Source organism: Lachnoclostridium sp. An131 (genome assembly GCF_002160825.1).
Classification (GTDB): domain Bacteria; phylum Bacillota; class Clostridia; order Lachnospirales; family Lachnospiraceae; genus Laedolimicola.
Window position 1 is genome coordinate 1 of the sequence record NZ_NFLI01000009.1, and the last position, 12247, is coordinate 12247.

Sequence of the window (12247 nt, forward strand, 5' to 3'; positions counted from 1 at the left end):
GTAAGCGCTTTATAATCGCACGGATAGCAAATTCGCAACTTTTGTGAGATACTTCAGATACTTGGAGCAATTCACTTCATATCTGGTTCTCAGAATTACAAAAGCTGCGCTTCCATCTCCTATCTTTGGCCACTTTTGTTGTACTTGATTGCTCCAAAATCTCACGTTGGAGGAGTTGAATCAAATGAGTACAACTTCAAAGGATGAACATTGGCTAAAGATGATCACTCTATGCAGATCCAGTGGCCTTACTGACCGCCAATGGTGTATAGAAAACGGAATCCCTGTAAGCACATTTTACTATCACGTCCGGGCTTTGCGCAAAAAAGCCTGCGAAGTTCCGGAGGCGGTGGATGCTGCTGCGCAGAAGCAGGAAGTTGTCCAGATCCCGCTCTGGGAAACGGAACAGCATAATTCAGATTCCGTTACTTTACCCATTCCCTCGATCTGTCTGGAAATGCAGGGCATCCGTATTGAGATCCACGAACAGGCCGGGGCGGATGTGATCCGGAATACTCTTCTTGCTCTGCGGCAGCTTTGTTAGGCGAATTGTCCGGCGCAGCAAAATTTTTCCTGGTGACAGGCTATACCGATATGCGTAAGAGCATTGATGGATTAATGGCAATCGTCCGGGACACTTATGAATTAGATCCTTACAGCAACTCCCTGTTCCTTTTCTGCGGGAGACGCTGCGACCGGATCAAAGCGCTGCACTTTGAAAAAGATGGATTCTGCCTCTATTATAAACGTTTAGATAATGGGCGGTTCCAATGGCCACGGGATTCTTCGGAAGTAAGAAACCTTAGCCGGCAGGAATACCGCTGGCTCCTGGAGGGGCTGTCTATCGATCAACCCAAAGCAATCCGGCCCGCCAGAAAGAAGGATTTCTGACCTTTGTGCAAAAAGGAGAAATTTTTCTTTTCTTCTACAAGGCAGAGAAAATACAGCCGATGACTTATCCACATGATCATGGGACTGTCAGGAGAACAAGCGAATAACTGTCCCCATTTTTTCCGGATTGCCGCCTGCATGTGGAAAACACAACATTTTTCCATGGTAACCGCCTGCAAAAAAGATCTGTTTTCCACATTTCCTTTCCGTCAAAATGACGATGAGCGTATGGCAGGGGATTCGCTTTTCTGCTGGATTTCCGGTATAATAGGAACCAGTGAAAAGAAAGGTGATCCCTGAATGCCGCAGTCGGAAATGGAAGCGCTCATACAGCTTCAGAAAGAGACAATTGAATCCCTGCGTCAGCTGGTAGACAGCCAGCGCCTTACGATCGAGCAGATGGCCAAAAGCCATGAGGAACAGACCGCACAACTGAACCAGACGATCGCAAATCTCAATGAAACAGTCGAATATCTGAAGAAAAAGCTGTTCGCATCTTCCAGTGAAAAAACAAAAAAGGATACATTTCCCGGACAGATGGAGCTGTTCAATGAGGCAGAAGCCACTGCGGATCCTTCTGTCCCGGAACCGACTCTGGAAGAGGCTGTTGGAGGTTATAATCGTAAGGCAAAGAAACCGAAGGCCACCAGGGAAGAGATCCTTGCAGAGCTGCCTGTAATCGAAGTTCCATGTACGGTAGCGGATGAGGACAGAAACTGTCCCTACTGTAATACTCTCATGGAAGTCATCGGGAAAAAGGTCGTACGGGAAGAACTGCGGATCATCCCTGCAAAAGTGGAACGGATCCAGTATGTCCAGGAAGTCCTTGGCTGTCCGGAATGCAAGAAAGACGGCACTTCCGTTATCGTTGGGGCTGAAACACCAAGCCCGCTGCTGAAGCACAGCCTCGCATCTCCGTCCACGGTTGCTTACGTGATGTACCAGAAATATGTGAACAGCATCCCTCTTTACCGCCAGGAGGCGGACTGGAAACAGCTGGGAGTGAAGCTCCCCAGGGCGACACTGGCCAACTGGGTCATCAAATGCGGCATGGATTATATGGAGCCGGTGTATGAACAGCTTCACCGGCATCTGCTGGAGAGGGACATCATCCACGCGGATGAAACACCCTGCCAGGTACTGAAGGAGGAAGGAAAAACGGCACAGTCCAAGTCCTATATGTGGCTGTATGGCTCCGGAAATGACGGGCTGCCACCAATCCGTCTGTATGATTACCAGCCCAGCCGGGGCGGATATCATGCGGAGGAATTCCTGAAAGGATTCTCCGGGTACCTCACCTGTGATGGCTTCAGTGGTTACAATAAACTGAAGGATATCATCCGCTGCGGCTGCCTTGCCCATATGAGACGGTACTGGCATGATGCACTTCCAGGGAAAACGAAGAAATCCCCGGATAAGACTCCGGCAGAGATTGGTTTTGATTACTGTAACCAGTTATTCGAACTGGAAAAGGAGTATGCGGATCTGGATGCCGATACCCGGAAAGCCAAGCGTCTTGAGACGGAGCCTGCCATATGGGAGGCTTACTGGTCATGGCTTGAAACAGTGAACCCGGCTGGAGGAAGCCGTCTGGCCAAAGCGGTGACCTATGCGAAAAACCAGAAGCCATATATGGAGAACTACCTGTTGGATGGGCGGTGCTCCATATCGAACAATATCGCAGAAAATATCGCCCGCCCCTATGCGGTAGGGCGGAAAAACTTCCTGTTCCATGATACTGTAAAGGGCGCCCGGGCCAGTTCCATCATTTACAGTTTGGTGGAAACTGCAAAACTCAACAATCTGAACATCTACGCATATCTGGAGACCGTACTGCTCTATATGCCGGACTACAAAAATGAGCCCGAAGGTATAGAAGAGCTGATGCCATGGTCTGACATGATACAGCAGAGATGCCGGATTAAATCAAAAAGTTGAAGTTGGAGTGTTTTACTTCAACTATAGCTGAATACCTTGTGAAAAGATATCCATTATTTTATTGAGCGCTTACATATTTTCTCTTTAAAATCAATATTTTATGCCCTTCCAGTACATAGGTGTCATGACTTCTGCAATTTCAGGCAAAGTAACATCTCGCAGCGCCCACCGTTTAAATTCTTCAAAGCCGGTGCGATCCACGATATAGCCGATATGCTCCTTTCCGCCTGGAGCGCTGGGATCGATATATTCTTTTACATAGTCGTAGGTGTTGAGAATGATTTTGATGATGCTGTCTTCATCCGCCCACTTAATAAAATCTTCGCCCAGACGGGGATTCTTTTTCCCTGTTCTTCCGAAAAGGGTCAGGCGATAATATTTTGTTTTACTGCGGGTCCATGCAGCATTTGGACAGTTCAAAACACATTCTCCACATCCAATACATCTTCGTTCGTCTCTCTGTGGGCGGTAATTAACAGACTTTAATGCCTCCACGGATTTCTTCTTACATGCCTTCACACAGGCTCCGCAGCTGACACAACGATCTGTTTCCAGCTGTGGAAGTGTCATGCCCATAATGCCGAAGTCATGCATACGTACTTTTACACAGTCATTGGGACAACCAGTCAATGCAATTTTGAAATGTAGATCATTGGGGAATACTGCCTTTTCAATCTTTTTTGCAAAAGATGTTGTATCATAACAGGCAAAGGGACATACACGATTGCCGATACAAGCGGTAATATTTCTGGTGCCAGAAGCAGGATAACCGCCGTTTAGTTCTTCTTGATTAATTTCCAGCCCGTCTATAAGGCCCTGCAATGCTTTATTGACTTCTGGTATTTTTTCAAATGGAATTCCAGGAATTTCAAATCCTTGTCTGCTTGTGATGTGTACAGTGCCATTGCCAAAAGTTTCTGCAATACGCTGAATTTCTCCTAAATACTTCGCATCTAAATGCCCACCGGGTACACGGATGCGAGAAGCGGTTAAACCGCGTTCCTTTGTGATACGGAATGCGTTTTTCTTTAGTGCTTTAGTATTGATGTCCATATTCACCCTCCTTAATCCACTAGAAACTTTCCCTTAGTATAATTAAATACCGGACCATCCAGACAAATATAGGTATCGCCTACTTTACAGTGTCCGCATTTGCCGAGACCGCAGCACATTTTCCGTTCCTGGGAGATCCAGATATTTTCTTCAGGCAGGCCTATACCGAGAAGCCCCTGTACCGAGAAACGCATCATAGCAGGGGGTCCAACTACAATAGCGGCGGTATTGGTCACGTTTCCCAGTTGAATCTGGGGAATATACTGTGTCACTAGCCCCACATGGTAAGGAGTATCCTCTTCTGCGTAATCAACAGTGAGTATCACATCCATATTTGCGCTCCATTGTTTGAGATCGCTCCTAAAAAGGATATCATTAGGTGTTTTAAAACCAGAAATCAGGGTCATGTGTCCACGCTGTTCCGGATGATGGAAGAAATAATCGATCACGCCCCGCACTGGAGATAATCCTGTACCGCCAGCCATGATAATCAGATCTTTTCCAATATAGTCAGAAAGATTGAATCCGTTGCCATATGGACCGCGTAACAGAAGAGAATCGCCCACGTAACGTTCAAAAACCTCGGTTGTTACTCTGCCTACTCGGCGGATAGTCAGATCGATATGATTTTTACCGATTCCGCTGACAGAAATAGGTGCTTCACCATACTTAGGAATAGAGACTTCGAAGAATTGACCGGGTTTTACATCTCCCTGATATTCCATGCGGAAGGTATACTCAATATCTGTATGCTGAATCACTTCCAAAATTTTGGAAGAAAAAGGAATGTAATCGTTTTTAATCATTTTGCTTAACCTCCATAATGGCATCTTGAAGCCGATTCACGCAGTTGGAAAAAGAAATGTATTCCGGACAAATATCATCGCATCGGCCACATCCTACGCACATATGATATCCATTGCGCTGCTTGTAATCCAGAACCTTATGCAGTACCTTGAAACGCATACGCTGGCCGTTTTTCTGCCGGCAGCTTCCACCGCCGGCTACATCGGTAAAACCGTCTACCATACAAGAGGCCCAGACGCGGCGGCGTTCGCCTGCCTTGCCGTTTTCGCTGTAGAATAAATCTTGCATAGTAAAACAGGTACAAGTAGGGCAGACAAAGTTGCAGCGTCCGCAATTGATACAGCGAGAATCATAATCGTCCCACATTTTGCTGCCGGCTGCTTCTGCTGTCAAGTTTTCGGGAACAGTAACTGTAATGGAGTTTTCGGTAACATAAGACGGTGAAACCTCCTGCTGAACACAGCCTGCCGCAGCAAACTGTTTTTCCCAGTCAGCATCTTTGCAGTCAATAAGATAGGTTCCATCTGCCTGCCGGTCAATGCTCATGTCATAGTTTGAACTCCGATTTGTTCCCATGCTGACGCAAAAACAATTTTCAAAAGAGTGTTCACAACCCATCAGAACAATTTTGATGTTTTCCCTTAGGCGGCTGTAATAATAATCTGCTGGTCCATTGCATAGGTACATATCATCCAATCGTTTGAGAGCGTGCAGATCGCAGCTTCTCAGGAAAATGATTGCTTTTCTTTGGGGAATATCTGCTTCTTTTGTTTCACCTTCAGTAAAAAAGAATAAGGTTTGTGAAACAGGTGTTAAAAATTCTTTGAACGAGTATTCGGATTTTTTGTCAAATATAATCTCCTCTGCAGTGTCAATTTTCCCATAGCGGATACAATCCGTATCAGAAAAGCGCCCACCGTCAGGATATTTGCGAGGGGCATAAATATTATATTCTGTTTGCCATGTCTCAAATATTGTGTTTAACACAGTGTTATTAACATGAAATCCCATATTTGTTCCTCCTGCGGTATTATAAATTAGATTTTACATGAACTATTTTAATATAGACAGGGCGATGGATATGTTGCGTATGCAACATATCCATCGCCCTGTTATGAAAAATTTAGTTATTTTGTATTTCAGTTTCGAACTGCAGTCAATTTCTGAAAAATATCACAATAAAAGCTTAAAGGTATTCTTTTCATAGCAAATCAAACCGTCTCTCTGCATATAAGACAGTTCCCTTGTTAGAGCACTACGATCGGCACAAAGATATTCTGCTAATTCTAATCGTCCTAACGGAATTGTAAAGTGCTTACTGTTTTGTTCCAATGACTGACGCTGCAAATATGCCATGATTTTTTCGCGAAGTGTTTTTTTGGAAATCACCTCGATTTTATCCATTAATTGGACATTCTTATCACTAATCAGCCGAACCATATTTTCAATCAACCTATGGTGAAAAGGACATGTCATTTTGCAGGAATGAATCAGTTTATAAAATGGCAAAAAAAGAATTATGCAAGATGCTGCGGCCAAAAAGCTGACGCGGGCATCTAAATGGCTTCCACAAGAAAAAGACTCGCCAAAAAGCTCTCCTTCTTTCATGGTGACAAGGAGTGTCTGATAGCCTTCGGAATCATTTTTGATCATATGGACTGTCCCAGACAGAATGATGCCAACGCTGCGAACTTCATTGCTTTCTAAAAGAATCATTTCTTCTTTTTTATACTTTTTCTGAAAACTTCCCAAACATGCCAGCATGGCAGGAAGGTCTTCTTCGCAAATGCCGGTAAACAACGGCAATAAGGTCAGTTGCCGAAAATCAAGCTGCATGCAAATTCTCCTTTCTCTTAAAAAGTAGTATATTATTTTTTGCATAATGTTGCAACTGCAACATGAAACGTATGCGATTTTTTATATTTTATAGAGTGAACATAGAAAAGATTTCAGGAAAGGACGCTTATAAAAGTGATTAACAATGAAGCATATCTTTTATACAGTGTGTTGTGCTATGAAGGAGGCCATTGCAGGCGTACACAACATATTCTGAAAGTCTATGCATTGGCAAGATTACTTGGGGAACAGGAAAAAATTTCAACAGAAGAACAGCAGATTTTGCAGGCAGCAGCCATTTTGCATGACATTGCTATTAAGTATTGCAAAGATAATTATGATGGAGATGCCAGCCAGGAAAGGCAGAAGAAGGAAATGCCTCATCTTGTGAATAGTTTTCTGCAGGCGGCCAATTACTTACCATCTTATATTCCAAGAATTCTTGAATTGGCAGAGAAACATCATGATTACGATGCGCCTAAAGATAGAACGCTGCAGATTTTGATGGAAGCGGACTTAATTATTAACTGTTATGAAAACCATCCAGGCAGTGAGAAAATTAAATATATTAAAGATATCTTTCAGACATCTTTCGGGAAGGAATTGCTGGATTTTTGCATTGAGGGAATAAAAGAACAGGAGGGATTCTTATGAGTTATACAGAACGAATTGACTTGCTTGAATTAGAAATTATGAAGTTTAATCAAAGTGATGCAAAGCGTATACAGCATCTTGTGAAAGTACATCGCTTTGCACAGATGATAGGGCATATGGAAAAGTTAGATGAACACACGCAATTCTTAACTGAATGTGCTGCGCTGGTTCATGACATTGGAATTCGACCAGCAGAAGAAAAATATGGCGTTTGTAATGGAAAAATCCAAGAGCAGGAGGGACCAGCTTATGCCCGCAAGATGCTCAAAGAATTGAAATTTGATGAAACAGATATAGACAGAATTTGTTACTTGGTCGGTCATCACCATACCTATACCAATATTGATGGAATAGATTATCAGATACTTGTAGAAGCTGATTTCCTGGTGAATTTTTACGAAGACGAATTAAGGCAAGACTCTATTCGGGCGGCTTTTGACAAGATTTTTCGAACAGAATCAGGGAAAACGCTTTGCAAAATTTCTTATTTTAAAGAATGAAAGGATTAATTATGAAGAAACCGAAAATAAAAATTACCTTGATAGATCAGAAAGGTCATATGGGATGTCATCATGGTCATCGAATTGGTGATACATTTGATTTTGATACAGAGAGAGGGAAGCTTTGCCCAATGGCTATGCATGTTGCTTTTCCCTATATAGACATTCTTCGATATGGAGGAAAGCTGCCAAGTCAGCCGGAAGGTTCTGTTGCTTTTTGCTGCCCGGATGTGGAAGTGATCAATGTATTTAAAATTGAAGTCGAAGAGGAAACCATTTGAAACTGGAGTTATCAAGACTGGAAAATCTTTTCTTTAAAAGCTGGGGACGTATTTATAAAACAGTATTTACATTCTTTTTAATTGATACAATTCATAATGCCAGTACGCCATTTTATACAGCTATATCAAGGGTTTTTCCGCTTATGAAAGGATGTATTCAGGATGATAAAGATATTTTTTATCTGCCACGGCAGTATCTTGAAAAGTCCCGGAAAAGCCAGTAAAATCAATGGTTTTACGAAACAGAGAGGCGTTTACTACACCACGACTACACCATTTTTTGAAAGAGCCTTGATGTGACGAATTTTATGGACGATACAGTAAAGCGGCGTATTCCTTAATAGGAGTATCGTCGCTTGCTGCTAAATCTGATGTGTGAGTATCCAGTCCAGTAAATCAGAAGATTGAATGGTGCCTGCCGCTAATTGCAGGATAATATCGGACAATTCTGTTTGTGTATACTGTAATTCAATCCCGTTTAAAGCGAGGAACACCAGCATGGCGTTCTCTACCAAAGGTTTGGAAAGGAGCGCTCAGCGCAGAATCCAGAATCCCTTCATCGCGCAGGCCAGATGAACCTCCGGTCTCTGCAATGAGTTGTTCGTGGAGCAGAAGTATCTGCGTTTTGGATAATCGGATCATTTGGCAAGTACCTCGTAAGCCTGCCGGTTCTTTTCGATGAGACGTTTAGAAATAGCCATGATATCTTCGTCGTCAGCAAGCTGCTCCTGTTCAGCGGCACTGAATTCCATGACCAGATACCGGGGAACGTTGTTCTTTAATATGATGACAGAACCGATCTCATCTACGAGGCGGGCCACTTTAGAGAAGTTTTGATTGGCATCGGTGATGGAAACAAGATTCTTGGTGTTGATATACATAACGAAACCTCCTTTACGGTCTTTACTTTTATTATATCTGAAAATAGGATAAATTCAACCTATTTTCAAAAAATTATAGGCAGGGAAGATCAAAATCTTTACGGCGAAACAGCCATGGAACGACCATTGTTGTATGCTCGAATTATAGGCCAGTAGCGAGAATCTTGATTTTGTTCGCATTAGCGAATATAATTTAACTATAATTTGCCGAACCAAAGGAAAGGCAGGTAAAACATGGCTTATTTGTCGATTGCTCAGATGGCAGAGAGATTGGGCGTTTTCCCGGGTGGATTCAGATTCTGTGCCATGATGGGCGTGTTCCTGCGGCAATTTGAATTGGACATGCTTGGGAAATTCCAGATGATGCCAAAAAGCCCACAGATGCCAGAATTAAGTCTGGGAAATGAATCAAAACTAAGGATGACCAGGAAAGAGGTACTATCGATGTCTGACATAAAGGTAATATCAAAGGACTGACGGATGTAAAACAAGCCTGCTTGGATATTGAGAACAAAATTAATGACAGCATTACTCCTCAGCCTGATTATACACTGGAATTGCAGAATAATGACAGAACGATAAAACTGACTATAAAAAGCGGGCTTCAAAAGCCATATTTATATAAATCAAAAGCATACAAACGAAATGATACCGCAACCATAGAGGTTGACATCCTGGAATTATCAAGACTAATTTTGGAAGGAAAAAATATCAGATTTGAAGAATTGCCCTGTGGAGATCAAGAACTTACGTTTGATACTCTAAGCCGAAAATTAAAAGAATGCATTCAGATTGAAACTTTTAATCAGGATACCTTAAAAACGTTGAATTTATATAACAGCAATATTGGATACAATAATGCGGCTGGTATATTGGCAGATAAAAATCATTTTCCGGGAATTGATATTGTGAAGTTCGGTGAAGATATCAGTGTGATTCATAAGAGAGCAACATTCGATAATATGTCCATTTTGGCAGCATATGAAAAAGCATTAGAGGTATTCAAAGATTATTATCAATACGAAGAGATACAAGGTGCCGACAGGAAAAAGGTAGAAAAAATTCCGGAGGCTGCATTCAGAGAAGCCATTGCAAATGCATTGATTCATAGAGTGTGGGATGTGGAGTCACAAATAAAAGTTTCCATGTTTGATGACAGAATAGAAATTATTTCTCCGGGAGGACTGCCATCTGGAATAACAGAAGATGAGTATTTATCAGGAAAACTTTTTGTTTTAAGAAACCGAAATCTTGCAAATGTATGTTACAGGCTGGGATTTGTCGAAATATTTGGTACGGGAATTACACGAATAAAACAACTCTATGAAGAAGGATTAAAACAACCGGATTTTGAAGTGTCGGAAAATACAATTAAGATTACACTCCCGGTTTTTGAGAAAGACCTGAATTTAACAGAAGATGAAAGGAAAATATATAAGATTTTAAGTAAGACAATGTTGAAATCCATCAGCGAAATTGCTTCTTGCGTCCCGTTTGGCAAATCAAAAACAACACAGTTACTGAAAGAAATGAGCAAAAAAGGTGTTGTGAAAATTGAAGGGAGGGTATTGTATGTATAATTTGAAATTGAGACATATATTCCATGGAGAAGTGAGGAAATGCGATGGTTAATAAAAATGAAATCATTATATTTGAAACAAAAGATAAAAGCATCTCTTTGCCGGTTAAAATAGAAAATGAATCCGTTTGGTTGAATAGAAACCAAATGGCAGAATTGTTTGAACGCGATGTTAAAACCATTGGAAAACATATTAACAATGCCCTAAAAGAAGAATTATCCGAACAAAATTCAGTTGTCGCAAAATTTGCGACAACTGCTTCTGACAATAAAACATATATGGTTGAACATTATAATTTGGATGTTATTATTTCAGTTGGGTATCGGGTAAAATCAAAACGGGGTGTTGAATTTAGACGATGGGCAAATTCTGTATTAAAAGAATACATACTTAAAGGTTATGCCGTAAATCATAAACGTATGAATCAGTTAAATGAGGTAATACGAGTTATGAAAAGAGTAGAAAACAGCCTTGATTCAAAACAGGTGCTGGCGGTGGTGGAACGATACAGTCAAGCTCTGGATCTGCTGGACGCATATGATCATCAGAACATGATACGTCCGAAAGGAAATACGGCAACTTATATTCTGACCTACGAAGAATGCAGAAAAATGATTGACAGCATGAAATATGGAAACAACAGTACGTTATTTGGAAATGAAAAAGATGATTCTTTTAAAGGCAGCATTGGAGCAATTTACCAGAGTTTTGGCGGAGAAGACCTATATCCTACATTGGAGGAGAAAGCAGCAAATTTATTGTATTTTATAACGAAAAATCATAGTTTTTCAGACGGAAATAAAAGGATAGCCGCTGCCGTATTTTTATATTTTTTGGATAAAAATAATGCTTTGTTTAAAAATGAAGAAAAATTGATTGATGATCATACAATTGTGGCTCTTACGATTATGATTGCGGAATCAAATCCAGAAGAAAAAGAGATGATGATAAGTGTTGTCATGAACTGTATGAAATAATATCTTTCAGATACCACTTACTACACCATTTGCCCGTAAATCTGCGTAGATTTACGAAGAATAGCGTAGGTTTTGGGTAAAACACAAAAATTGAAAAAAGCGCCGGAAAGCCCGTAATATCAAGGTTTGAAGGCTTATGAAGCACCCTCCGGGCATCCCTTATGCGCTGAAAAACAGCGCAAAAAAGAGGAAAGGATATAAAAGATATGATAAAAATACTATTTATCTGCCACGGCAACATCTGCCGCAGCACAATGGCCCAATACGTCTTTCAGCACATGGTCGACAAACGCGGCCTCTCATCCAGCTTCTACATCGATTCCGCAGGAACCAGCCGCGAGGAAATCGGAAACGGTGTTCACCGCGGAACCAGAAAGAAGCTGAAGGAAGAGGGCATCTGGTGCGGCGACCACCGGGCAGTTCAGATGACAAAGGCCGATTACGGAAAATATGATTATCTCATTGGTATGGACAGCTGGAACCGCAGGAACATGATGCGGATTCTGGGCTCGGATCCGGAGGGGAAGGTGTCGCTGCTTCTGGATTTCTCGGAGCGGCCCAGAGATATCGCAGACCCGTGGTACACGGGAAATTTTGACGTGACCTATGAGGATGTGAAGGAGGGCTGTGAGGCGCTTCTGGAACATATTTTAAAGGAGGATGCGGGAAAGCTGCGTTCAAAGGATTGATGGAAAACGGCTTATCCATTATTAACAAAAAAGTTACAGAAAATTTTGATTTTTTATACAATTACGCCTGAAAATGAATTGACTGACAGTGCAAAAAGATCTATAATGGGAACCAAAGTTCGATTTTTTTGGACAAAATAAATAGAAGTGGGGGGAAGGA

At 41.8% G+C, this 12247-nt stretch carries 16 protein-coding genes; 11 read left to right on the top strand and 5 right to left on the bottom strand.

Going from position 1 to position 12247, the window contains the following annotated elements:
• Nucleotides 1-184 precede the first annotated feature (184 nt).
• The 3 genes from tnpA to tnpC all read left to right on the top strand — a co-directional run bounded on the left by tnpA (nucleotide 185) and on the right by tnpC (nucleotide 2829).
• Nucleotides 185-544 (top strand): IS66 family insertion sequence element accessory protein TnpA, encoded by a 360-nt coding sequence (gene tnpA / locus B5E77_RS08575; protein ID WP_242963685.1) that lies wholly within the window; start codon nucleotides 185-187, stop codon nucleotides 542-544.
• A complete protein-coding gene (gene tnpB / locus B5E77_RS08580; RefSeq protein WP_143468606.1) occupies nucleotides 538-891 on the top strand; it encodes an IS66 family insertion sequence element accessory protein TnpB in 354 nt (117 codons plus the stop codon). The genes tnpA and tnpB overlap by 7 nt, the downstream gene beginning before the upstream one ends.
• A 399-nt stretch (nucleotides 892-1290) precedes the next feature.
• Nucleotides 1291-2829, top strand: a complete 1539-nt coding sequence (gene tnpC / locus B5E77_RS08590) for an IS66 family transposase (RefSeq protein ID WP_442911330.1) — start codon at nucleotides 1291-1293, stop codon at nucleotides 2827-2829.
• Nucleotides 2830-2919: 90 nt separating this feature from the next.
• Here the strand turns inward: tnpC and asrC are convergent, their stop codons facing one another.
• The 4 genes from asrC to B5E77_RS08610 form a co-directional block, all read right to left on the bottom strand.
• Nucleotides 2920-3882: a sulfite reductase subunit C gene (gene asrC / locus B5E77_RS08595; protein WP_087164968.1), complete on the bottom strand. Its 963-nt coding sequence runs from the start codon at nucleotides 3880-3882 to the stop codon at nucleotides 2920-2922.
• 11 nt (nucleotides 3883-3893) lie between these two features.
• Nucleotides 3894-4688, bottom strand: a complete 795-nt coding sequence (asrB, locus tag B5E77_RS08600) for an anaerobic sulfite reductase subunit AsrB (protein ID WP_087164969.1) — start codon at nucleotides 4686-4688, stop codon at nucleotides 3894-3896.
• A complete protein-coding gene (gene asrA / locus B5E77_RS08605) occupies nucleotides 4681-5700 on the bottom strand; it encodes an anaerobic sulfite reductase subunit AsrA (protein ID WP_087164970.1) in 1020 nt (339 codons plus the stop codon). Before asrA ends, asrB begins: the two co-directional genes overlap by 8 nt.
• A 162-nt stretch (nucleotides 5701-5862) precedes the next feature.
• Nucleotides 5863-6525, bottom strand: coding sequence for a Crp/Fnr family transcriptional regulator (locus B5E77_RS08610; protein WP_087164971.1), 663 nt, complete (start codon nucleotides 6523-6525; stop codon nucleotides 5863-5865).
• A gap of 135 nt (nucleotides 6526-6660) precedes the next feature.
• Between B5E77_RS08610 and B5E77_RS08615 the strand changes: the two genes are divergently transcribed.
• From B5E77_RS08615 to B5E77_RS17005, 4 genes are read left to right on the top strand one after another with little or no spacing between them, the layout of a single operon-like run.
• A complete protein-coding gene (locus B5E77_RS08615; protein ID WP_162609671.1) occupies nucleotides 6661-7179 on the top strand; it encodes an HD domain-containing protein in 519 nt (172 codons plus the stop codon).
• Entirely contained in the window at nucleotides 7176-7679 is a 504-nt protein-coding gene (locus B5E77_RS08620; RefSeq protein WP_087164973.1) for an HD domain-containing protein, read from the top strand. The genes B5E77_RS08615 and B5E77_RS08620 overlap by 4 nt, the downstream gene beginning before the upstream one ends.
• Nucleotides 7680-7690: 11 nt before the next feature.
• Nucleotides 7691-7960 (top strand): TIGR04076 family protein, encoded by a 270-nt coding sequence (locus B5E77_RS08625; RefSeq protein WP_087165094.1) that lies wholly within the window; start codon nucleotides 7691-7693, stop codon nucleotides 7958-7960.
• Nucleotides 7957-8184, top strand: coding sequence for a hypothetical protein (locus B5E77_RS17005; protein ID WP_162609672.1), 228 nt, complete (start codon nucleotides 7957-7959; stop codon nucleotides 8182-8184). Before B5E77_RS08625 ends, B5E77_RS17005 begins: the two co-directional genes overlap by 4 nt.
• A 414-nt stretch (nucleotides 8185-8598) precedes the next feature.
• Here B5E77_RS17005 and B5E77_RS08635 read toward each other — a convergent pair whose 3' ends face one another.
• A complete protein-coding gene (locus tag B5E77_RS08635; protein WP_087164974.1) occupies nucleotides 8599-8841 on the bottom strand; it encodes a type II toxin-antitoxin system prevent-host-death family antitoxin in 243 nt (80 codons plus the stop codon).
• Between the two features lie 234 nt (nucleotides 8842-9075).
• On the opposite strand from B5E77_RS08635, the gene B5E77_RS08640 reads away from it, so the two are divergent.
• From B5E77_RS08640 to B5E77_RS08655, 4 genes are all read left to right on the top strand, one after another.
• A complete protein-coding gene (locus tag B5E77_RS08640) occupies nucleotides 9076-9318 on the top strand; it encodes a hypothetical protein (RefSeq protein WP_087164975.1) in 243 nt (80 codons plus the stop codon).
• Nucleotides 9319-9338: 20 nt separating this feature from the next.
• On the top strand, nucleotides 9339-10421 hold the full coding sequence (locus tag B5E77_RS08645; protein WP_242963681.1) for an ATP-binding protein: 1083 nt from the start codon (nucleotides 9339-9341) through the stop codon (nucleotides 10419-10421).
• A gap of 44 nt (nucleotides 10422-10465) precedes the next feature.
• Complete coding sequence (gene rhuM, locus B5E77_RS08650; RefSeq protein WP_087164976.1) at nucleotides 10466-11398, top strand: virulence protein RhuM/Fic/DOC family protein; 933 nt, start codon at nucleotides 10466-10468, stop codon at nucleotides 11396-11398.
• A 206-nt stretch (nucleotides 11399-11604) separates the two neighbouring features.
• Nucleotides 11605-12087 (top strand): low molecular weight protein-tyrosine-phosphatase, encoded by a 483-nt coding sequence (locus B5E77_RS08655; RefSeq protein ID WP_087164977.1) that lies wholly within the window; start codon nucleotides 11605-11607, stop codon nucleotides 12085-12087.
• Nucleotides 12088-12247 lie beyond the last annotated feature (160 nt).

Bases quoted from the DNA above. Each gene is read 5' to 3' on its own strand.
- tnpA (WP_242963685.1), top strand. From the start codon at position 185: ATGAGTACAACTTCAAAGGATGAACATTGGCTAAAGATGATCACTCTA.
- asrC (WP_087164968.1), bottom strand. From the start codon at position 3,882: ATGGACATCAATACTAAAGCACTAAAGAAAAACGCATTCCGTATCACA.
- B5E77_RS08625 (WP_087165094.1), top strand. From the start codon at position 7,691: ATGAAGAAACCGAAAATAAAAATTACCTTGATAGATCAGAAAGGTCAT.
- B5E77_RS08640 (WP_087164975.1), top strand. From the start codon at position 9,076: ATGGCTTATTTGTCGATTGCTCAGATGGCAGAGAGATTGGGCGTTTTC.
- B5E77_RS08620 (WP_087164973.1), top strand. From the start codon at position 7,176: ATGAGTTATACAGAACGAATTGACTTGCTTGAATTAGAAATTATGAAG.
- B5E77_RS08635 (WP_087164974.1), bottom strand. From the start codon at position 8,841: ATGTATATCAACACCAAGAATCTTGTTTCCATCACCGATGCCAATCAA.
- B5E77_RS08655 (WP_087164977.1), top strand. From the start codon at position 11,605: ATGATAAAAATACTATTTATCTGCCACGGCAACATCTGCCGCAGCACA.
- asrB (WP_087164969.1), bottom strand. From the start codon at position 4,688: ATGATTAAAAACGATTACATTCCTTTTTCTTCCAAAATTTTGGAAGTG.
- tnpC (WP_442911330.1), top strand. From the start codon at position 1,291: ATGGCCAAAAGCCATGAGGAACAGACCGCACAACTGAACCAGACGATC.
- asrA (WP_087164970.1), bottom strand. From the start codon at position 5,700: ATGGGATTTCATGTTAATAACACTGTGTTAAACACAATATTTGAGACA.
- rhuM (WP_087164976.1), top strand. From the start codon at position 10,466: ATGGTTAATAAAAATGAAATCATTATATTTGAAACAAAAGATAAAAGC.
- B5E77_RS08610 (WP_087164971.1), bottom strand. From the start codon at position 6,525: ATGCAGCTTGATTTTCGGCAACTGACCTTATTGCCGTTGTTTACCGGC.